Origin of the sequence: Aquibium sp. ELW1220 (assembly GCF_030398385.1) — a bacterium.
Taxonomy (GTDB): domain Bacteria; phylum Pseudomonadota; class Alphaproteobacteria; order Rhizobiales; family Rhizobiaceae; genus Aquibium.
Genome location: NZ_JAOAOQ010000001.1, coordinates 81,284 through 102,017 on the forward strand (window position 1 = coordinate 81,284; position 20,734 = coordinate 102,017).

Annotated in this window: 22 protein-coding genes; 8 read left to right on the forward strand and 14 right to left on the reverse strand. The window is 66.0% G+C overall.

Annotation, left to right across the window (positions count from 1 at the left end; all coding sequences use genetic code 11):
• Positions 1–5: 5 nt before the first annotated feature.
• Complete coding sequence (locus N1F91_RS00375; protein ID WP_289988225.1) at positions 6–947, forward strand: nucleoside hydrolase; 942 nt, start codon at positions 6–8, stop codon at positions 945–947.
• A 19-nt stretch (positions 948–966) separates the two neighbouring features.
• Here N1F91_RS00375 and N1F91_RS00380 read toward each other — a convergent pair whose 3' ends face one another.
• From N1F91_RS00380 to N1F91_RS00390, 3 genes are all read right to left on the reverse strand, one after another.
• Positions 967–1,875: a ribokinase gene (locus tag N1F91_RS00380; protein WP_289988227.1), complete on the reverse strand. Its 909-nt coding sequence runs from the start codon at positions 1,873–1,875 to the stop codon at positions 967–969.
• A gap of 65 nt (positions 1,876–1,940) precedes the next feature.
• Positions 1,941–2,831, reverse strand: a complete 891-nt coding sequence (locus tag N1F91_RS00385; protein ID WP_289988229.1) for a bifunctional helix-turn-helix domain-containing protein/methylated-DNA--[protein]-cysteine S-methyltransferase — start codon at positions 2,829–2,831, stop codon at positions 1,941–1,943.
• A gap of 167 nt (positions 2,832–2,998) precedes the next feature.
• Entirely contained in the window at positions 2,999–3,484 is a 486-nt protein-coding gene (locus N1F91_RS00390; protein WP_289988230.1) for a DUF2244 domain-containing protein, read from the reverse strand.
• A 21-nt stretch (positions 3,485–3,505) separates the two neighbouring features.
• Here N1F91_RS00390 and nth point away from each other — a divergent pair, with 21 nt between their 5' ends.
• Complete coding sequence (gene nth, locus N1F91_RS00395; RefSeq protein WP_289988231.1) at positions 3,506–4,267, forward strand: endonuclease III; 762 nt, start codon at positions 3,506–3,508, stop codon at positions 4,265–4,267.
• A gap of 37 nt (positions 4,268–4,304) precedes the next feature.
• Here the strand turns inward: nth and N1F91_RS00400 are convergent, their stop codons facing one another.
• Positions 4,305–4,541 carry a hypothetical protein gene (locus N1F91_RS00400; protein WP_289988232.1) on the reverse strand — a complete coding sequence of 79 codons (237 nt, stop codon included), beginning with the start codon at positions 4,539–4,541 and terminating at the stop codon, positions 4,305–4,307.
• A gap of 293 nt (positions 4,542–4,834) precedes the next feature.
• Here N1F91_RS00400 and rpsU point away from each other — a divergent pair, with 293 nt between their 5' ends.
• Positions 4,835–5,116 carry a 30S ribosomal protein S21 gene (gene rpsU / locus N1F91_RS00405; protein ID WP_289988234.1) on the forward strand — a complete coding sequence of 94 codons (282 nt, stop codon included), beginning with the start codon at positions 4,835–4,837 and terminating at the stop codon, positions 5,114–5,116.
• A 127-nt stretch (positions 5,117–5,243) separates the two neighbouring features.
• Here the strand turns inward: rpsU and N1F91_RS00410 are convergent, their stop codons facing one another.
• The 5 genes from N1F91_RS00410 to N1F91_RS00430 all read right to left on the reverse strand — a co-directional run bounded on the left by N1F91_RS00410 (position 5,244) and on the right by N1F91_RS00430 (position 8,973).
• Complete coding sequence (locus N1F91_RS00410; RefSeq protein ID WP_289988237.1) at positions 5,244–6,527, reverse strand: polyhydroxyalkanoate depolymerase; 1,284 nt, start codon at positions 6,525–6,527, stop codon at positions 5,244–5,246.
• Positions 6,528–6,677: 150 nt separating this feature from the next.
• Positions 6,678–7,043 (reverse strand): GNAT family N-acetyltransferase, encoded by a 366-nt coding sequence (locus N1F91_RS00415; RefSeq protein ID WP_289988239.1) that lies wholly within the window; start codon positions 7,041–7,043, stop codon positions 6,678–6,680.
• Between the two features lie 164 nt (positions 7,044–7,207).
• Positions 7,208–7,501 (reverse strand): DUF1330 domain-containing protein, encoded by a 294-nt coding sequence (locus N1F91_RS00420; protein ID WP_289988241.1) that lies wholly within the window; start codon positions 7,499–7,501, stop codon positions 7,208–7,210.
• A 30-nt stretch (positions 7,502–7,531) separates the two neighbouring features.
• On the reverse strand, positions 7,532–8,236 hold the full coding sequence (pyrF, locus tag N1F91_RS00425) for an orotidine-5'-phosphate decarboxylase (RefSeq protein WP_289988243.1): 705 nt from the start codon (positions 8,234–8,236) through the stop codon (positions 7,532–7,534).
• A 146-nt stretch (positions 8,237–8,382) separates the two neighbouring features.
• Positions 8,383–8,973, reverse strand: a complete 591-nt coding sequence (locus tag N1F91_RS00430) for an NAD(P)H-dependent oxidoreductase (RefSeq protein WP_289988245.1) — start codon at positions 8,971–8,973, stop codon at positions 8,383–8,385.
• Positions 8,974–9,055: 82 nt separating this feature from the next.
• On the opposite strand from N1F91_RS00430, the gene N1F91_RS00435 reads away from it, so the two are divergent.
• Positions 9,056–9,565, forward strand: a complete 510-nt coding sequence (locus tag N1F91_RS00435; RefSeq protein WP_289988247.1) for a lysozyme inhibitor LprI family protein — start codon at positions 9,056–9,058, stop codon at positions 9,563–9,565.
• 24 nt (positions 9,566–9,589) lie between these two features.
• Here N1F91_RS00435 and pmtA read toward each other — a convergent pair whose 3' ends face one another.
• The 4 genes from pmtA to dnaK all read right to left on the reverse strand — a co-directional run bounded on the left by pmtA (position 9,590) and on the right by dnaK (position 14,819).
• Positions 9,590–10,201, reverse strand: a complete 612-nt coding sequence (gene pmtA, locus N1F91_RS00440; RefSeq protein WP_289988249.1) for a phospholipid N-methyltransferase PmtA — start codon at positions 10,199–10,201, stop codon at positions 9,590–9,592.
• A 95-nt stretch (positions 10,202–10,296) separates the two neighbouring features.
• Complete coding sequence (dnaJ, locus tag N1F91_RS00445; RefSeq protein WP_289988250.1) at positions 10,297–11,430, reverse strand: molecular chaperone DnaJ; 1,134 nt, start codon at positions 11,428–11,430, stop codon at positions 10,297–10,299.
• A gap of 172 nt (positions 11,431–11,602) precedes the next feature.
• Entirely contained in the window at positions 11,603–12,700 is a 1,098-nt protein-coding gene (locus tag N1F91_RS00450; protein WP_289988253.1) for an acyltransferase, read from the reverse strand.
• Between the two features lie 199 nt (positions 12,701–12,899).
• On the reverse strand, positions 12,900–14,819 hold the full coding sequence (gene dnaK, locus N1F91_RS00455; RefSeq protein WP_289988254.1) for a molecular chaperone DnaK: 1,920 nt from the start codon (positions 14,817–14,819) through the stop codon (positions 12,900–12,902).
• Between the two features lie 237 nt (positions 14,820–15,056).
• Between dnaK and N1F91_RS00460 the strand changes: the two genes are divergently transcribed.
• Positions 15,057–15,590 carry a MarR family winged helix-turn-helix transcriptional regulator gene (locus N1F91_RS00460; protein WP_289988257.1) on the forward strand — a complete coding sequence of 178 codons (534 nt, stop codon included), beginning with the start codon at positions 15,057–15,059 and terminating at the stop codon, positions 15,588–15,590.
• Between the two features lie 343 nt (positions 15,591–15,933).
• The gene (locus N1F91_RS00465; RefSeq protein WP_289988259.1) at positions 15,934–17,046 is read left to right on the forward strand and encodes a zinc metalloprotease HtpX; all 1,113 of its coding nucleotides are present in this window, start codon (positions 15,934–15,936) and stop codon (positions 17,044–17,046) included.
• Positions 17,047–17,053: 7 nt separating this feature from the next.
• Here N1F91_RS00465 and N1F91_RS00470 read toward each other — a convergent pair whose 3' ends face one another.
• Positions 17,054–18,010: an NAD-dependent epimerase/dehydratase family protein gene (locus N1F91_RS00470; protein ID WP_289988260.1), complete on the reverse strand. Its 957-nt coding sequence runs from the start codon at positions 18,008–18,010 to the stop codon at positions 17,054–17,056.
• A gap of 266 nt (positions 18,011–18,276) precedes the next feature.
• On the opposite strand from N1F91_RS00470, the gene N1F91_RS00475 reads away from it, so the two are divergent.
• On the forward strand, positions 18,277–19,629 hold the full coding sequence (locus tag N1F91_RS00475) for an ABC transporter substrate-binding protein (RefSeq protein WP_289988263.1): 1,353 nt from the start codon (positions 18,277–18,279) through the stop codon (positions 19,627–19,629).
• A gap of 91 nt (positions 19,630–19,720) precedes the next feature.
• On the forward strand, positions 19,721–20,734 hold the full coding sequence (locus tag N1F91_RS00480) for a sugar ABC transporter permease (RefSeq protein ID WP_289988265.1): 1,014 nt from the start codon (positions 19,721–19,723) through the stop codon (positions 20,732–20,734).

The following is a 20,734-nucleotide window of genomic DNA, read 5'->3' on the forward strand; positions in this document are numbered from 1 at the left end:
TGCGGATGAGTGCCGTTCGCAGGATCATCATCGACACGGATCCGGGTCAGGACGACGCGGTAGCCATTCTGCTCGCGCTCGCGAGTCCGGAGCTCGAGGTGATCGGGATCACCGCGGTTGCCGGCAATGTGCCGCTGGCGCTGACCCAGAAGAACGCCCGCATGATATGCGAACTCGCCGGCCGGCCCGACGTCAGGGTCCATGCCGGCGCTGTCCGCCCGCTGGTGCGCCGCCTGGTGACGGCCGAGCACGTCCATGGCCGCACCGGGCTCGACGGCCCGCAACTGCCCGAGCCGACCATGCCGCTGCAGGAGATGCACGCGGTCGACTTCATCGTCCAGACGCTGCTGGCCGAGGAGCCGGGCACCGTGACGCTCTGCCCGCTCGGCCCGCTGACCAACATCGCCGCCGCGCTCAACCGCGCGCCGGAGATCGCCGGCCGGATCAAGGAGATCGTCCTCATGGGCGGCGGCTTCTTTGAGGGCGGCAACGTGACGCCGGCCGCCGAATTCAACATCTATGTCGATCCGCATGCCGCCGAAATCGTGTTCTCCTCCGGTGTGCCGATCGTGATGATGCCGCTCGACGTGACCCACAAGGCGCTGACGACGGCCAAGCGCGTCGCCGCCTTTCGCGCACTCGGCACCAAGGTCGGCATCGCCACCGCCGAGATGCTGGAATTCTTCGAGCGTTTCGACGAAGAGAAATACGGCAGCGACGGCGGCCCGTTGCACGACCCTTGCGTCATCGCCTATCTCGTCCGGCCGGAGCTCTTCCGTGGTCGCCACTGCAACGTCGCGGTCGAGACCGGTTCCGAGATCACGATGGGCATGACGGTCATCGACTGGTGGGGCGTGACCGACAGGCCGAAGAACGCCACGGTGATGCGCGACATCGATTCCGACGGCTTCTTCGCGCTCCTGACGGAGCGGCTCGGCCGCCTCTGAGGCGTCCGGGACGGCGGGTTCAGCTGGTCGCGTTGGCCAGCGCGCTCTCCACGTCCGCGCGCAGCGGGATCGCCGGCTGTGCGCCGGGCTTCAGGCAGGCGAGCGCTCCGGCCGCCGCGGCCCGCCCCAGCGCCGCTTCCAGGGGCCGGCCCTCGGCCAGCGCCGCGCCGAGATAGCCGCAGAACGTGTCGCCGGCGCCCACAGTGTCGATGGGTTTCACGGGAATCGTCGGCACCGCGACGTCAGTATCCGCCGTGGCCGCGATGACACCTTCGGCGCCGAGCGTGACGACGATCACGCAGCCTGTCCTTTCGGTGAAGCTGCGCATACGTTGCGCGCGATCTGTCCCGTCGAGGGACATCGCTGCAGCGCAGAGGTCGAACTCGGTCTCGTTGGCCACGACCACGTCGGCCTTGCCGAGAAATCCGACGGCTTCCGCCGCGAAGGGAGCGATGTTGAGCACGCCGAGAGCGCCTGCCGCGCGCGCCGCTTCGAGCGCTGCCGTAACCGTCTCCAGTGGGATTTCGTGCTGAAGCAGCAGGACGTCGCCCTTTGCCAGTCCGGCGCCTGCGACGTCGCCAGGCGTTACCGCATCATTGGCACCGGGCGCCACCGCGATCATGTTCTCGCCGTCGGCGCCGACCAGGATAAGCGCCACGCCGGTCGGCTCGGCGGTGCTCTTCACCGCCGAGAGGTCGACTCCGCCTTCCTTCAGCAGGGCCAGTGCTTCCGCGGCGAAAGGGTCGGTGCCCACTGCCCCGATCATCCGCACGGACGCGCCCGCCCGCGCGGCGGCCAGCGCCTGGTTGGCGCCCTTGCCGCCTGGTGCGGTGGAGAACCGCTCGCCGCGCACCGTCTCGCCGGGGCCGGGCAGGCGCCCGACCGTGGTGATCATGTCGAGATTGATCGAGCCGATGACGATGACCAAGCGTGCCTCCCGCGAAAGCGCAATGGCGCGACCCTAGTGGCATCGACGGAAAAAGGGAATCGCCGTCAGCCGGCCCGACCGGCCTCCCAGCCGAGCATGGCGCGCTTGCGCGTGAGGCCCCAGTGATAGCCGGTGAGCGCGCCGCTCTTGCCGACGGCGCGGTGGCAGGGCACCACGAAGGAGACCGGATTGGCTCCGATCGCCGCGCCGACCGCGCGGCTGGCCTTGGGTGCGCCGATCTCGGCGGCGATCGTCGAGTAGGGTTTGGCTCGTCCGAGGGGGATCCGGAGCAGCGCCTGCCAGACCCGCACCTGAAAGTCGGTGCCGATCAGCACCACCCGCAGCGGCTCCCCGCCGCGCCAGCGGCCCGGGTCGAAAATCCGCGCCGCGTAGGGCGCTGTCGCGGCCACGTCCTCGACGTGGCTGGCGTTCGGCCAGCGGCCGGCCATGTCCTCCAGTGCCCCCCGCTCGCCGCCGGGATCGCAGAAGGCGAGGCCGGCGAGGCCCCGGTCTGTCGTCATCACCAGGGCAATGCCGAAGGGCGATACGTGGAAGCCGTGGCGCATGACGAGCCCCGCGCCGCGGCTCTTGTAGTCGCCGGGCGACATCGCTTCATGCGTGACGAAGAGGTCGTGCAGCCGCCCCGGGCCGGACATCCCGACCTCCAGCGCGGTTTCCAGCAAGGGCATGCCCTGGTCGAGCAGGCGGCGCGCATGGTCGATCGTCACGGCCTGAAGGAAGGCCTTCGGCGACAGACCGGCCCAGCGGGTGAACAGCTTCTGCAGTCCTGTCGGCGTCTCGCCGACCGCATCGGCCAGCTGTTCCAGCGATGGCTGGTCCCGATAGTCGAGGCTGATCGTCTCGATCACCTTGCGGACGGTCTCGTAGTCGGCTGAGTGCGGGGTGCCGGGCGCGGGGGTCACGTCGCGCTCGAGAATGGCCTGGGGTGCGTGCATGGCGAAGTCTCCTTGGCGGCGACTATCGCGTGCCGGCGCAGGCTTTCCCACCCGAAACTTGCGCGACTGAAAACACGTCACGGTCTTTCGGTCTCGCATCGTGCTCAACAGACCGGGTTTCCCGCATCTGTCTTCCCGAAAGCGATGCCTGCTTCCGGGGACATGCGTTAGCCCGCTTTTGCCGTCGCCAGCGCGCGGCCGAAGGCGGTGGCGAAGCTCTCGCGATCATCGGGATTGAGGAAGGCACCGATCGGCACGCGGCGGCCCTGGCCTTCGACCGTCATCGAGGTGATGCCGATCTCCTCGTGGCGGGAAACGGCGAACCTGGTCCAGAAAGGATTGAACAGGTGGTTTTCCGCCTTGCCTGACGGCGCATACTTGCGAATGTCGAGACGAGTCCGAGACACCGTCACTTCCTCGCGGGCGCGGGCCGAGCGATAGTTCAGCCGGAAGGCGCCGTAGAGCAGGAGCACGTCGAGGCCGAAGAAGCCGACGATCGGCCAGGCGCCGATCGACCAGAACAACAGGCCGACGAAGAGCGAGATCAAGCCGAGCACACCCATCAGTATCGCAAAGCCAGTCCGCCCCAGCGAGCGGTGTGGGGTCAGCATGGCGCTGAAGATCGGCTCGTCGGCATCCTTTGTCTCGGGCATCCGACGAATTATAGAGGCGGGATGGAAAAGCCCAAGGTCAAAAACGCCGCACGTGCCGCGTCACCCCGTGCAAGGCCGAAGCGCAAGCCGAAGTCACTCTATGCGCCCGACGAGGTGCGCGAAATCTTTCGCCGGTTCTCGGTTCAGCGGCCGGAGCCGAAGGGCGAACTGGAGCACGTCAACCCCTTCACGCTTCTGGTGGCGGTGGTCCTGTCGGCGCAGGCGACCGATGCCGGTGTCAACAAGGCCACCCGCGCGCTCTTTGCGGCAGCCGATACCCCACAGAAGATGCTCGCACTGGGAGAGGAGACGGTGGGCGGGCATATCCGCACCATCGGCTTGTGGCGCAACAAGGCGAAGAACGTGATCGCCCTGTCGCAGGCCCTCATCCGCGACCATGGCGGCGAGGTGCCGGGCGACCGCGATCTCCTGACGAAGCTGCCGGGTGTCGGACGAAAGACCGCTAACGTCGTGCTCAACATGGCTTTCGGTCAGCCGACGATGGCGGTGGACACGCACATCCTTCGCATCGGCAACCGCATCGGCCTCGCCCCGGGCAAGACGCCCGACGAGGTGGAGAAGCGGTTGATCGAGGTGATTCCGGGCGAATATATGCTGCACGCGCATCATTGGCTGATCCTGCACGGGCGCTATGTCTGCAAGGCGCGGAGGCCGGAATGCGAGCGCTGCGTGATCGCGGATCTGTGCCGAGCGGCGGTAAAGACCAGCACGGTGCCGGCACCGCTGACGCCTCTGGAGCCTGTCGGTTCCGTCGAGGCATAGGGACCGGCCGACCCGAGGTCCGGGGCGGCCTGTATCATTACTTTCGTTGTGGCCCGGAAGCCGCGCCAAGCGCGCCGGACTGGTTGCCGCCAACCCGGCGGCTGCCTTCGGCACGGCGCAGATCGTCCATCAGGGACGCCAGCCGCTTTGGAAGTGCCTCATCAAGCTTGAACGTTGGCATCGACCTCAAAAATCTTGCATTCTCCTTGGAGCGCATCTCGCGACGGATCACCCTTTCGGTGTCGTCTTCACAGTGGCTTTCTTGCGAAGCCATTTTTTCTCTCCATTACTTTGTTCGATCATCGGAAGGAGAACCCGTCCGCTACGGCAAGGTTCCGGCTTCGGCGAAGGCGTGCGGTGATGAAGGCTTGAACAGGGTAAATATTGAATTAAATTTGAATATTCACCGCGGAATTGCGCGGCAAGGCTGCCGCTGTGGCCGGTTTTTCCCGCCTGGGGGTGTCATTGGCGGTGCTCATCGGGTACACCGCAGTCCCACCGACGTCCGAGCGGACTGTCATATTTCCGGTCAGCCGGCGATGCCGGCGCACAGATGAAGGAAGAACATTGCAGGTTCACGTAAGAGACAACAATGTCGACCAGGCACTCAAGGTGCTGAAGAAGAAGATGCAGCGGGAAGGCCTCTTCCGCGAAATGAAGGCCCGGCGCTCCTACGAGAAGCCCTCCGAGCGCCGCGCGCGCGAGAAGTCGGAAGCGGTCCGCCGATCGCGCAAGGCAGCCCGGAAGCTCGCCCAGCGCGAGGGACTGATCGCCGCGCCGAAGAAGAAGCCCCGCGCACCGCGCCCGGGCATGCGCCCCGCGCCATCGGCTTCCCCATCCGTCAACTGACATTTTTTTGCGCGGAAGGCGTCGCCGGACCCGAGAGTTCGCGCCGCGCCTGCCGGGCGGCGAGGCCGGTCCCGCCGTCCCGGCCGATCGGGCGTGAAGCCGTCCGTTCGCCGCCGCGCAGACGAGATCAGGCCTTGGTCTTGCTGGCCTTGGCGATGCGGGTCTGCGTCTGCTTGCGGCCGGCCTTGCCGTAGCTGGTAATGAAGTCGACGATGCGCGGCACGATCTCCGCGCGGAAGCGGGAGCCGTTGAAAACGCCGTAATGGCCGACGGCCGGCTGCATGTAGTGAACGCGGTAGTCGTCGGGAATGTTGGTACACAGATCCTGCGCCGCCTTGGTCTGGCCGATGCCGGAGATGTCGTCGTTCTCGCCTTCCACCGTCAGGAGCGCCGTGTTGTGGATTGCCGTGAGGTCGACAGGCGTGCCACGATGCGTCATCGTTCCCTTCGGCAGGTCGTGGCGCACGAAGACAGTGTCGACGGTCTGGAGGTAGAACTCCGCCGTCAGATCCATCACCGCCAGGTACTCGTCGTAGAAGTCGCGGTGCTTCTCGGCCGAATCGCCGTCGTTCTTGACCAGATGGCGGAAGAAATCCTTGTGCGCGGTGATGTGCCGGTCCAGATTCATGCTCATGAAGCCCGACAGTTGCAGGAAGCCCGGGTAGACGTCGCGCATGAAGCCCGGTTCCGGCCAAGGCACACGCATGATGACGTTGTCGCGAAACCAGTCGATCCCCTTTTCCTGGGCGAGCTTGTTGACCGCGGTAGGGTTGCGGCGCGTGTCGATCGGGCCGCCCATCAGCGTCATCGTGGATGGCGCCATCGGGTCGCCCCTGGCTTCCATCAGCGCGACCGCCGCCAGCACGGGGACCGATGGCTGGCAGACGCCCATCACATGTGTGTCGGGCCCGAGATGGTGAAGCATCTCGATCACATAGTCGATGTAGTCGTCGAGATCGAAGCGGCCATCGGCCAGCGGCACCATGCGCGCGTCCGTCCAGTCGGTGATGTAGACCTCGGCATAGGGCATCAGCGCTTCCACCGTGCCGCGCAGCAGCGTGGCGTAGTGGCCCGACATCGGCGCGACGATCAGGAGCTTGGGGTCGGCCCGGCGGCCGGCGGGAAGGTTGCGCTGGAAGTGGATCAGCTGGCAGAACGGCTTCTTCCAGACGATCTTCTCGTCCACGCCGACCTTCTTCCAGTCGACAACCGTCGTCTCGAGCCCGAAGCTCGGCTTGGCGTAGCGGCGGGTCGTGCGTTCGAAGAGTTCGGCTGCGGCCGCGGCGGATCGCCCGAAGGGCGTCATGGAAAGCGGGTTGAGCGGGTTCGAGTAGAACAGCTTCGTCGCGTCGGCCAGCGCGCGATACGGTTGCATCGCCGCATGGCTCAATTCATAAATCTGGTAAAACATCCGGTCACCTTCCCCGCTCCCGCGAAGCGAGCATCCCGCCGCACGCGTTGATTAGCCGTTAACGCACGGTAGCCCGTTTCTGTTGCAATGCAATAGGGCAGCCGGCGCTCGATCCGGCCGCGCACGAAGGGGACGCGGGCACGGGTATCGCTACAGCATCTTGATCATCAGGACCCGCTCGGCCGGATCGACATCGGCTGGAACCTCGTCCCGAAAGCGGCGGACGAGAAGCGACTCGGCCCGGTCGAGCGGCATTTCGAAGAACCCATGCCGGGCATAGAACGGCGCATTGAAGGGAACGGCTCGGAAGGTGGAGAGACCGATCCGGTCACAGCCGCGGCCGCGCGCTGCCCGTGCAACGGCCTCGACGAGCGCGGCGCCGATGCCCCTTCGCCCGTGAATCGGATGAACGGAGAGTTCGCAGAGCCACTCGATGCGGCCCAGTTGCTCGGTCATCGCAAAGCCGACCGGCTCGTCGAGTACATGCGTCGCGACCAGCGCCCGGCGTCCCTGCAAAAGGGCGAGATACTGTTCCGGCGTCGCCGGCGCGGCGGTCGCGAGCGCCGGGTAGCCATGGGTCGCAAAAAGCAGCCCCGCTGCCGTCTCGATCTCGATCAGCCGCTCGACCTCGTCGGGCCGGACGGCGCGAATCGAACAGCCGATGGGCGATGCGGCGCTTGTCAGGCCTCGAAGCCTTCCACGATCACCATCTCGGCGTCGGCAACCGTCTGGCGGATCGCTTTGGCGGCCTGATACTCAACCGAATTGTAGCAGTCTGTCGCTGCCTGCATCGACGGGAATTCGATCACCACGTTGCGGCCGCGCCCGGTGCCTTCCATCGCCTGGTAGGCGCCGCCGCGCGCCAGGAACCTGGCGCCGAAGCGCTCGAAGGCCGTCTTGGCGGTGGCAACGTAATCCTTGTAGCGCTCGGGGTCGCGAACGTCGACATGAGCGATCCAGTAGGCCTTGGGCATGATGTCTTCTCCCTCTTGCTTGTCCGGCCTTCAGATGGCCGTTTGCATTTCCGCGATGATCGCCTCGGCCGCGGCGCGGCGATCAGGCGCGCCGACAATCGGCCGGGCGACGACGAGATGGCTCGAACCGGCGCGGATTGCGTCGCCGGGCGTCATCACGCGCTTCTGATCTCCCGTGGCAGCACCCGCGGGTCGGATGCCCGGCGTCACCACCGCGATATCGGGGCCGACGATCCGGCGTACCGCCGACGCTTCGCTGGCGGAACAGACGATGCCGCCCATGCCGCAGAGCTTTGCCTGCTCGGCGCGCTTCAGCACCAGCGTGTGCGGATCGTATTCGTAGCCGGCATCGACGAGGTCCTGCTCGTCCATCGAGGTCAGCACCGTGACGGCGAGCAGGCAGAGGTCGCTGCCCTTGGCCGCGGCCACCGCCGCGCGCATCGCCTTGGGATAGGCATGCAGCGTCAGCATGGTGACGCCCATCTTGACGATACTCTCGACCCCCTCGGCAACCGTGTTGTCGATGTCGAGCAGTTTCATGTCGAGGAAGACCTTCTTGCCGTCGGCGACGAGGTCTCGGGCGAAGTCCAGCCCGCCGGCGAAGGCCAGCCGGTAGCCGATCTTGTAGAAGCGCGCGACGCCGTCGAGTTCCCGCACCGCCGCTTCGGCGGCAGCCACGTCGGGGAGATCGAGTCCGACGATCAGCCGGTCGCGCATGTCGGTGTCAATGGTCATGGGCAGTTCCGTCGAAACGCTTCATCGGAATCCAGTCGCACAGGAGCGCACCATCGGAAAGACCGAAAGCGGAAGGCTGCTGGTGCAAAGGCGGAGAAAGGCGAAATCGCGCACATCATCCGTGCGGAGCGCCGGTCAGCGCTTCATCATGGTTCGACGCGCCTGGAGAACGCCCGGGCATGTTCGATCAGGCTTTCGCACAGCCGCGACATGCCCTTGGTCAGCCGCTCGTCCCGGAATGCACCATCGGCCTCGAAGGCGTCGGCCGCGTTGGGAACCGAAACCTGGGCCGAGACGACCTCCATGCCGATGTGGGCCAGAATCGCGCGCAGGTGGTTGGCCGAGCGGATACCGGCGAAGTGACCGTTCGAGGACGAACAGACGCCGACGACCCTGCCGGGATAGGGCCGCAGCGCCCGACTGCCGTCACTCTTCACCCGGCTGACCCAGTCGATCGCGTTCTTGAGCAGCGGCGGCACCGAACCGTTGTATTCGGGCGTGCAGATCAGCACGCCGTCATGGGCCGCGATCTGGCGGGCGAGTTGCACCGCGCTTTCGGGGACGCCTCGCTCCCTTTCGTGATCTTCGTCCATGATCGGCAGCGGGTAGTCGGCGAGCGACAGCCGCGTCACTTCCGCACCCTGCAGCGCCAGTTCCTTCATCGCCGCGTCCGCTGTCTTGCCGCTGTAGGCGCCCTTGCGGCTGGAGCCTGCGAAGACGAGGATTCTTGCTGCCATTGGTCATCCGATCTGCCAGATTGAAGAGGGTTATATGGCCTGGGCTCCGACAGGCAACCGTATTCGCAGGAGGACGAGGGAAATGAAGCATCTGGCCGTGACTGTGCTCGCGATGGCGCTGGCCGTTTCGACGGGGCGAGCGGCATCGGCAGAGGACGCGCTGCCCGAGGACGTGATCGAGATCCAGTCCTGCATCGAGGGCGTGCGCGACTACAATGCCAGTGCCGATCCCGGCCAGGAGGCGAGCCGCGACGAATGCATCGGCACGATCGCGAGGCCGTGCCTGGATACGGACGAAGGCCAGTCCACCTACGGCATGATGGAGTGCCACGGGCGCGAACTGGCAGTGTGGGACTCCATGCTCAACGACAACTACACCGCCCTGAAGGACGCGGTTTCGGACACGGAGTTCCGGGCACTCCGCGACACGCAGCTGAAGTGGATCGCCTATCGCGACGCCAAGTGCGAGTGGCCGGCCGTTTTCTTCGAGGGCGGCACGATCTCGGGACCCATCTCGGCCTCGTGCCTCAACGAGGCAACCGCGCGGCGCGCCAACGAACTGGCGGAGTATCTGGGGTGGACGCAGAACTGAAGCCGCGATCCGGCTCGCGCCTGATCAGCCGGCGGCGTTGCGGCGATAGATCCACAACTGTGCCGGCGGCATGTTGCGCAGCACGAAGCCGAGATGCTCGACCGTGTAGTCGCCGCCACCCGCCGGCACCGGCGAAAACGGGCCGTAGGTGAACTGGACCACCGGACGGCCGGGAGGCAGCCGGTCGAGCAGGTCTTCGACATAGGCGATGCGTTGCACCACGGGGAAGTTCAGCAGCGGAACGCCCGAGATCACGGCGTCGAAGATCAGGTCGCGGTCTTCGCCCAGCGTCGCGTCCAGGGCAAAGGCGTCGCCCTCGATGACGTTGACGCGCGGAAAGCTGCGGCGGAGATGAGTGGCGAAATCGGCGGAATACTCCACCAGATGGAGCTTCTGCGGTGCGATACCCCGCGCCAGGATCGCCTTGGTGATGACGCCGGTACCGGCACCGAGTTCCAGTACCGGTCGGCCCGATGCCGTATCGATGACGGAGGCCATCAGCCGCGAGACGGCCGCGCTCGTCGGGAGAATGGCGCCCACGGCGCGCGGTGTCTCGATCCAGCCGCGCAGGAACCGCAACTCGTCCTCGAAGTGACCGGCGAGGCTCCTGCGGACGGCTCGGACGCTGCGCTGCATGCTTTGGTCTCCTGGCGAGGGCGGAATCCGACGCAGCGGCACCCTGCCTGCAGACTGTGTCCAAATGGGGTCCGGTGCGCGTGGAATGCCGGAGGTCAGTTCCCGAACGACTCGAAGAAGTCCTTCATCCGGTTGAAGAAACCGGTCGATTGCGGGCTGTTTTCGGTGGAGGAGAGCTTGTCGAATTCCTCCAGAAGTTCGCGCTGCCGCCGCGACAGGTTCTGCGGCGTTTCCACCGACACCTGGATGATCAGGTCGCCGACCATGTTCTGGCGCATGACGGGCATGCCCTTGCCCTTGACACGGAACTTGCGGCCGTTCTGCGTGCCTTCCGGGATCTTCACGCGAGTCTGCGTGCCGTCGAGCGTCGCCACCTCGAAGGAGCCGCCGAGCGCCGCCGTCGTCATCGAGATCGGCGCCGTGCAGTAGAGGTTTTCGGCCTCACGCTGGAAGAACTCGTGCGGCGAGACCGAGAGGAAGATGTAGAGGTCGCCCGAAGGTCCCCCCCGCGCGCCCGCCTCGCCCTCGCCGGACAAGCGGATGCGCGTCCCGTCCTCGATGCCCGCCGGGATGTTGACCGAGAGCGTGCGCTCCTCGGTCACGCGGCCCTGGCCGTCGCATTTCGGGCAGGGATCCTTGATGGTCTGGCCGCGGCCGTGGCAGGACGGACAGGTGCGCTCGATGGAGAAGAACCCGCCCGTCTGCGCCCGCACGCGGCCGGCACCGCCGCACATCGAGCAGGTGACGGGCTGCGTGCCCGGCTTGGCGCCCGATCCGGAGCACTCGTTGCATGTGATCGAGCTGGGAACGTGGATCTGCGCGGTCTTGCCGTTGAAGGCTTCCTCGAGCGTGATCTCCATGTTGTAGCGCAGGTCGGCGCCGCGTTCGCGCCCGCCTGACGACCGTCGCCGTCCGCCGCCCATCATCTCGCCGAAGATATCCTCGAAGATGTCGGCAAAGCCGCCGGCACCGGCAAAGCCGGCACCTGCGCCGGCCATTCCGCCATTCTCGAAGGCTGCGTGGCCGAAGCGGTCATAGGCGGCGCGCTTCTGCGGGTCCTTCAGCGTCTCGTAGGCTTCGTTGATTTCCTTGAATCGGCGTTCCGCGTCGGCGTCGCCGGGATTGCGGTCCGGGTGGCACTGCATCGCAAGCTTGCGGAACGCCGCCTTCAGGTCCTTTTCCGTCGCGCCCTTCTCGACGCCCAGCATCTCGTAGAAATCAGCCTTCATGGTGCTCGCGGATGTTCCTGCTGCCTTTAGGGGTTGGCTGGCGCGCCCGAGGCGCCTACCGCTGGACCCGATTTAGTAAAGCCGGCGCTCATGCGCCATAGCAGGCTCGCCACATGACCGCCTTTTTTTGCCGCCTGAACGTCAAGTTGACGAATCGGGCACCGATGGCGGCCTATTCTGCCGGCAGGGGCGATGCCTGTGCCGGCAGCCGCCCGGGCGCGAATCGGCCGACGATCAGCCTGCCTGCCGGTCGCTCGAAGTAGCGCTCCGACAGGACTGCCAGCCCGATTGTCACGGCGCAGGGCAGCAACCCGTACACGTAGAAGCTTAGTATCTCCGTCGGCTCGACCACCTTGCGCCAGAGCACCGATAAGAAAATCGCCTCGACAACCGGGTGGATGAGATAGATGCCGAGCGAGACCTTGCCGACGGGATGCAGGAAGGCGAGGTAGCGCGAACCTTCGGGATCGTTCCTCTCCGCAATGGCGGCGAGGTACATGGCGGCGGCCAGCAGGCCGACGATCAGGGCGGCATGCTGGCGCGTTGCCATCGCGGCCAGCGACAGCGCAAACAGTGCCCAGGCCGGCCAGTGCGCGGCGAGCCGCAGCCGGCTTCGGTGGACCGCGACCGACACCAGCGCGCCGATGGTGAAGTCGGCGAAGGCGCGATAGGCGCCCCAGGTGTCGGCCCGGAGCCAGCTTTCGAACGGAATCACACCGCGTGCGACCGCGACTTCCAGAGACAGGACCAGCATGCCGGCCAGAAGCGCGAGCCCCACCCAGCCGCCGGCGCGATAGGCGAAGACCACGAGCGGCAGCAGGAGATAGCAGAACCACTCCGCCGACAGGCACCAGGCGACATAGTTGAATGTCAGCTGGTCGGTCAGTCCCCAGGCCTGGACGAGCAGAAGATTGGCTGGAAGGACGCTCCAGGCGTAGCGACCGGGATCCTCCGTCTGGACGACGCCGAACTGGATCGCCAGCGCGACGCCGCAGAAGAACAGGAGCGTGGCGAGGTAGAGCGGGTACAGGCGTGCCAGCCGCCGCACCAGATAGGCGCGGAAACTGCCCGGTGCGCGGAACAGGTCGTCGCCATAACGTTCCATGATCAGATAGCCGGAGATCATGAAGAACATCTCCATCACTGCGAGCAGCCGATAGAGATAGGCACCGATTTCCTCGTTTCCCGGAGGCGCGAACCGCAGGAAGTGCCACATCATGATGGAGAGCGCGGCGATCAGTCTCCATGTCTCGAAGATGCGATAGTGCATGGACGCCCGTCACCCCGCGCGACCAATCGCGCAACATGCGATCGATCAGTAAGGGTCCGCGGCGACCGGGTCGAGGTTAACCTGTTGTTAAGCTTAACGGCTGGGCATTGGCTGCGCCTGCCGACGGGCGCCGGAAAGGCACAAAGGCCGGCGTCCTTTCGGACGCCGGCCTTTGCAATCGTGGCAAGCCTGCCTGCGATCAGGCGGACTTCTTCTTGTCGTCGTCGATCTCCTCGAAGTCGGCGTCGACCACGTCCTCGCCGGCCTTCTGCGCGTCGGCCTTGGCGTCGGCCGTCGCGCCTTCCGCCTGGCTGGCTTCGTACATGGCCTGGCCAAGCTTCATCGAGGCTTCGGTCAGCGCCGTGCTCCTCGACTGGATCTGTTCCAGGTCCTCGCCTTCCAGCGCGGTCTTCAGAGACGCGATGGCATCGGAGATCGCGGTGCGATCCGCCTCGGTGACCTTGTCGCCATAGTCCTTGAGCGACTTCTCGGCGGAGTGGACCAGGGCTTCGCCCTGGTTCTTCGCCTCGACCAGCGCGCGGCGCTTCTTGTCGCCTTCGGCGTTGGCCTCGGCGTCCTTCACCATCTTCTCGATCTCGGAGTCGGACAGGCCGCCCGATGCCTGGATGCGGATCTGGTGCTCCTTGCCGGTGCCCTTGTCCTTGGCCGAGACGTTGACGATGCCGTTGGCGTCGATGTCGAAGGTGACCTCGATCTGCGGCACGCCGCGCGGTGCGGGCGGAATGCCGACCAGGTCGAACTGGCCGAGCATCTTGTTGTCCGCCGCCATCTCGCGCTCGCCCTGGAACACGCGGATCGTCACCGCCGACTGCGAGTCCTCGGCCGTGGAGAACACCTGGCTCTTCTTGGTCGGGATCGTGGTGTTGCGGTCGATCAGGCGCGTGAACACGCCGCCCAGCGTCTCGATGCCGAGCGACAGCGGGGTCACGTCGAGCAGCAGCACGTCCTTGACGTCGCCCTGCAGCACGCCGGCCTGGATGGCGGCACCCATGGCGACCACCTCATCGGGGTTGACGCCCTTGTGCGGCTCCTTGCCGAAGAACTGCTTCACCACTTCCTGGATCTTGGGCATGCGGGTCATGCCGCCAACCAGGACCACTTCGTCGATCTCAGCTGCCTTGACGCCGGCATCCTTGAGCGCAGCCTTGAGAGGCTCCACCGTGCGCTGCACCAGGTCGTCGACCAGCTGCTCGAACTTGGCGCGGGTGAGCTTCATCGTCAGGTGCTTCGGACCCGAGGCATCGGCCGTGATGAAGGGCAGGTTGATTTCGGTCTGGGCCGAGGACGACAGCTCGATCTTGGCCTTCTCGGCCGCCTCCTTCAGGCGCTGCAGCGCGAGCTTGTCGGAACGCAGGTCTATGCCCTGGTCCTTCTTGAACTCGCCCGCCAGATACTCGACCAGGCGCATGTCGAAATCCTCGCCGCCGAGGAAGGTGTCGCCGTTGGTCGACTTCACCTCGAACACGCCGTCGCCGATCTCCAGGATCGAAATGTCGAAGGTGCCGCCGCCGAGGTCGTAAACCGCGATCGTGCCGGCCTTCTTCTTGTCGAGACCGTAGGCGAGCGCGGCAGCCGTCGGCTCGTTGATGATGCGCAGCACCTCGAGGCCGGCGATCTTGCCAGCGTCCTTGGTGGCCTGGCGCTGGGCATCGTTGAAGTAGGCCGGGACGGTGATGACCGCCTTCTCGACCTTCTCGCCGAGGTAGGATTCGGCTGTCTCTTTCATCTTCTGCAGCGTCATGGCTGAGATCTGAGAGGGCGAGTACTTCGAGCCCTGCGCCTCGACCCAGGCGTCGCCATTGTCGGCCCGCACGATCTTGTAGGGGACGAGTTTCTTGTCCTTTTCGGTCACCGGATCGTCGTAGCGGCGGCCGATGAGACGCTTCACCGCGAAGATGGTGCCTTCTGGGTTGGTGACGGCCTGGCGCTTGGCCGGCTGGCCGACGAGGCGCTCGTCGCTGTTGCCGTCGCTGAAGGCGACGATCGACGGCGTGGTGCGCGCGCCTTCCGCGTTCTCGATCACCTTGGCGTCCTTGCCGTCCATCACGGCGACGCAGGAATTGGTCGTTCCGAGGTCGATACCGATTACTTTAGCCATTGCAGTTCTCTCCGTTTAGCAGGCTGCCAGGACCCATACCGGCGTTCCAGTCGGCAGCCCCTGTTTTCCGAAAATGACCCGGCTCCACGCGACTCTGGCGCGGCTTCCGAGCGTCGCGGCGTATATAAGAACCGTGCGTTTACCGCGCAAGCGGGAGGATGCGCCAGCGATTCGTCCGTGCGCCGCTTCGGCTTCATGTGTAGTCTGCACACTTCATTTCCAAATGGAGACGGTCGCATGCACGAGGATGAGGACGAAGCGCGGTTGCTGAACGTCTTCGGTGCCATGAGCCTCGCCTGCGTCGACAAGATGGAAAAGGCCCTCGCCTCGCATGGCGGGCGCAGCCCGAGCGCCACCGCGGCCCTGATCAGGATCGGCACCGGCCCAGGACTGTCCATCGAGCAGCTTCGGCGCATGCTGGCATTGTCGCATTCTGCGACGGTTCGCCTTGTCGACCAACTCGTCGCCCAGGGTCTGGTGCTGCGCGCGGGAGCGGCCGGCCGCGACAAGCGCGCGCGGGCGCTGGCGCTGACGGATGAAGGCGAGGCCGCCGTCCGCCAGAGCCTGGCGGCCCGCCGCGCCGTCCTGGCGCGTGCGACGGAAGGCCTCACGAACGAGGAAAGGCGCCTCTTGTCCGCGCTGGTCGACAAGATCCTGCCGGCTCTGGTCGACGCCGGAGACGATTCCGACGTGGTCTGCCGCATCTGTGACGAAGGCGTCTGCGTGCCGGCGCGTTGCCCGATACCGCACCACGGTTCTCCTGCCCCCTGATCGGCGGGCGATGCTGTCCAAACCACGCGTTTCGCCGGCGTGCCAGTCCGTGGAAAACAGCACTTGCGCTGGAAATGCATATATGTAGACTGCATGCATATATATGGCTATCATGAAGGAGCTATCGGATGCACAGGCTCGGCCTCCTCTGGTACTTCGGAGATCCGCTGGAAGTCCTCTGGCGCAAGCCCGGTTGCGACCGGCACGACCCGGATCCGTCCCGGGAGACATTGTCCGATGATGGTTCGGCATCGTCCGCCCGGTTCGACCCAGTGCGCTCACGTTGGCTTGCGGCTAGGCCACGCGACTCGGAAAATCGCATGCCGGATCCTATATGAGGTGCATGCAATCCTCGTCCCATCTCGACCTCCTCGAACAGCGCCGCCACCGCGCCATGAACACGGTGCACACTTGGCTTCTGGCTGGGGGCAGTCTCGTCCTGCTCGGCGTCAGCGCCTACGCCTTTGCGGGCTCGACCGGCGTCTTCTTCGCGCTCGTCTTCGGCGCAGTCACGATGTGGATGGCCCGCAACGTCAGCCCCGGAATGGTGCTGTCGATGTACGATGCCCGTCCCGTGACACGCGCCGAGTTCCCGCAGGGTGTCGCTCTCGTCGAGGAACTCGCGCGGCGGGCGGAACTGCCCGCGACGCCGAAACTCTACGTCGTCCCCTCCGAGATCATGAACGCCTTCGCGGTGGGGCGGCGCGACGATGCCGCGATCGCCGTCACCGACGGGCTGGTCCGGCACATGACCGCGCGCGAGCTCGCCGGGGTTCTGGCCCACGAGATGAGCCACGTCGCCAACGAGGACGTGAAGGTGATGGCGTTCGCCGACATGGTGTCGCGCTTCACCTCGACCATGGCTACCGTCGGCCTGTTCTCTCTGGTCCTGAACGTCTTTGGCTTTGCCGGAGGATACGAGACGCAGGTGCCGTGGCTTGCGGTGACGGTGCTGCTGGCCTCTCCCACTATCGGCGGCCTCCTGCAGCTGGCGTTGTCGCGCACCCGAGAGTTCGACGCCGACCTCGGCGCGGCGATCCTGACTGGCGATCCGGCCGGGCTCGCCTCCGCGCTCGCCAAGCTCGAACGCGCGCAGCGCAGCCTGTGGGACAGGCTGATGCTGCCGGGTGGTCGCATGCCGGACGCCTCTGTGCTGCGCAGCCACCCGGTGACGGAAGAGCGCATCGCGCGCCTGATGGCGCTGAAGTCGGCGCACGACCTCCCCGAACCCCCGCCGGTCGTGGAGGTTGTCGAGCGGCGGCTTCGGCCTGGCCGCAGCTTCATTCCGAACGTCGGCAGGAGAGGCCCGGCCGACTACCGCCGCATCGCCTCGCTGCTGGCCGCCGAACACCCGCTCTCGGCCGATGACCAAGACCGGCCGGCGCATGCCGGTTCGCTTGCCGCTCCCGATGGGCGGCCGCGCATCCGCATCCGCCGCGGCGGGGTCTGGTACTGAGGGACCGTCAGGCTTCGGTAAGCTCAAGCGCTCGCGCCAGCAGTGAAGCCGCGTCGCCGTCATGGCTGAAGCCGAGCCCGTCGGCGATTGCCGTCACGATGGGAGGGTAGGACCCGTACTGCGCCTCCAGGGCGGGCTGCGGGGCGAAGGTCACGCGCTCCCGGACCTCCGGCCCGAACCGCTCGGCCATCGCCTCCACCACCTCGCCCATCGACAGCCTCAGTGCTGGCAGGCAGAAGGCCCGCCGCGTTCCGATCCGCTCGGCGGGCAGGACGGCGGCTTGCAGCAGATTGTCCACGCAGCGCTGCCGCGACATCATCCAGGAGGTCGAAGCCGCCGAGACCGGGCAGGTATAGGCCTCCCCGGCAGCAAGGGCGTGGAAGATGTCGCTCATATAGGCCGAATGATGCCCGCCGGGGCGGCGCGGACGCGCGACGATACCCGGCAGGCGCAGGCAGAGCGCATCGATCGTGCCGCGCCTCGCATGGTCGGCCAGTAGCGTCTCCATCATCAGCTTCTGCGCGCCGTAGCTCAGCGTCGGCAGGGGCAGGGTCTCGTCGTCCACACGGTCGCGTGGCAGCGGCACGCCGAACACCGCGATGGTTGACGAAAACACCATGCGGGCCGGCCTTGCCTGCCGCGACAGACGCTCGATCAGCCCTAGCGTGGCCAGCGCGTTGACCCGCCAGCCGAGCCCGAAGTCGCCTTCCGATGCCCCGCCGGGTACGGCGGCGAGATGGAAGAGCACGTCGATCGGCTCGGCCATGATCGCGTCGAGGAGAGCCGGATCGCTGATGTCGCCGATCACCGGCCGGATGCCCAGCGGCAGGCTCTCGGGCGGGAGCGCTTCGTCGATAGCGACGATTCTGGCCTCCGACGTGGCGCCGGCCAGTCCTCCGGCAGCCAGCCGCCGCACCAGTTCCCGGCCGATGAAGCCTCCCGCTCCGGTGACGACGATGCGCATGTGATCCTCCCGCGAAGGCCTGGCGACCATTTCTGCCGACCCGTTGCACATCGGGATAGGGACCGCCCGACAGGCCGTCAACGCCGATCCGCAGCCTTCGGCGCGTGCCGGCGGTTGGACGGGGGCGTCTACTGTTTCGCCTTGAGCCTGCCCCTCGCGACTTTCTGGCTCCCGAAGGTTGCATGGCGCAGCGATCCGGGACACTCTGTTCTTCCGGCGGGGGGAGGACCGTTCACGAAGTAGCTGTTGCCATCGGGAGGAAAACGATGAAGCATATAGGGTTGGCCAGTGCGGCGTTGCTGGCTCTGGCGCTTGCCACACCGGCATCGGCGCAGCTGAAATTCGCGCCCGGCGAGGATGATCGCTTCAACTGGGAAGACTACGAGTACCTCAAGCAGATGGACCTGAACGGTCAGTCCCTGTCCGTCTTCGGGCCGTGGCGCGGTGAGGACGAGGCGCTTGCGCGTTCGGTGCTCGCCTATTTCAGCGAGGCGACCGGCGTCGACCTGACCTACTCCTCGTCCGAGAACTACGAGCAGCAGATCGTCATCGACACCCAGGCCGGAAGCCCACCCAACATCGCCGTGCTGCCGCAGCCGGGCCTGATCCAGGATCTTGCCTCGAAGGGGCTACTCACACCGCTCGGCGAGGACGCCGCCACCTATGTGCGCGAGAACTACGGCGCCGGTCAGTCATGGGTCGACCTCGGAACCTATGCCGGGCAGGACGGACAAGAGCAGTTCTATGGGTTCCCCTACAAGGCGGATCTGAAGTCGCTGGTCTGGTATGTTCCCGAGAACTTCGAGGAGGCCGGCTACGAGGTGCCGACCACCTGGGAAGAACTGATGGCGCTGCAGGAGCAGATCGTCGCCGATGGTGGCACCCCCTGGTGTATCGGGCTCGGCTCGGGCGGTGCGACCGGCTGGCCGGCGACCGACTGGGTGGAGGACATCATGCTGCGCACCCAGCCACCGGAAGTCTATGACCAGTGGACCTCGAACGAGATCCCCTTCACCGACGAGCGTGTGGTCGGGGCGATGAAGATCTTCGCCGACATCGCCACGAAGGACCAGAACGTCTCGGGCGGCAAGGCGGCGGTGGCGGCGACCGATTTCCGCGACAGCCCGAAAGGCCTCTTCGACATCCCGCCGAAGTGCTACATGCACCGCCAGGCGTCCTTCATCTCCTCCTTCTTCCCGGAGGGGACAGAACTCGGCACCGACGCCGATTTCTTCTACTTGCCGGAAAAGGCCGACGCGGACCTTGGCAAGCCGGTGCTGGGCGGTGGAACGCTGTTCACCATCACCAAGGACTCGGAAGCCGCGCGGGCTTTCATCACCTTCCTGCAGACCCCGCTCGCCCACGAGCTCTGGATGGCGCAGTCGGGCTTCCTGACGCCGTTGAAGACGGCAAATCCCGAAGCCTATGCCAACGAGGCCTTGAAGAAGCAGGGCGAAATCCTCGTCAATGCCGACACTTTCCGCTTCGACGGCTCGGACCTGATGCCGGGCAAGATCGGAGCCGGTGCCTTCTGGACCGGCATGATCGACCTCGTCGGCGGCAAGCCGGCCGAACAGGTCGCCTCCGAGATCCAGAACGCCTGGGACGCGATCAAGTAGTGCGGCGGACCTGATCCTCCCGGGCCGGGCGCGTCCCGGCCCGGGAGGAAAGGCCCTTCGGGACGATCGCAACCGGCTTCGGGAGGACGGCATGGCGACCCAGATCATTTCCGCGATCATCGTCATCATCGTCGGCGTCGGCGGATGCGTGGCCTATTTCTGGGGCGCCAACCGGCTGCTAGAACTGGTGTTTCCAGCCCGGGGCACCAGCGGCAAGACCGCGATAGACAATCTGCGCCGCCAGGGCTTCATCCGGCCCTGGCTCTTCGTCGGGCCTGCCCTGCTGATCCTCGGCGTCTACCTGATCTACCCGGTGGTCGAGACGCTCCGCCTGTCGTTCCTCGACCGGGGTGGCCAGAACTTCGTCGGCTTCGACAACTACCTCTGGGCGATCGGAGACCGCGAGTTCCGCATATCGATCCTCAACAATCTGCTTTGGCTGGCCGTGGTGCCGGCCGTCTGCACCTTTCTAGGCCTTGTGATCGCCGTTCTCACCGACCGCATCTGGTGGGGTACGATCGCCAAGAGCCTGGTTTTCATGCCGCTCGCCATCTCCTTCGTCGGCGCCAGCGTGATCTGGAAGTTCATCTACGAGTACCGCGCCGCCGACCAGACGCAGATCGGCCTGCTCAACGCCTTCGTCACCTGGCTCGGCTTCGAGCCGCAGGTGTGGATCTCGATCCCCTTCTGGAACAATCTCTTCCTGATGGTCATCCTGGTCTGGATCCAGACCGGCTTCGCCATGGTGATCCTCTCGGCTGCGCTGCGCGGCATCCCCGACGAGACGATCGAGGCGGCGGTGATCGACGGGGCGAACGGCTTCCAGATCTTCTGGAAGATCATGATCCCGCAGATCTGGGGCACCATCGCCGTGGTCTGGACCACGATCACCATCCTGGTGCTCAAGGTCTTCGACATCGTGCTGACCATGACCAACGGCCAGTGGAACACGCAGGTACTCGCCAATCTGATGTTCGACTGGATGTTCCGCGGCGGCGGTGACTTCGGCCGCGGCGCCACTATCGCCATCGTCATCATGATGGCGGTCATCCCGATCATGATCTGGAACATCCGCCAGGCCAACCGCGAAGCGGATGGAGGCTGA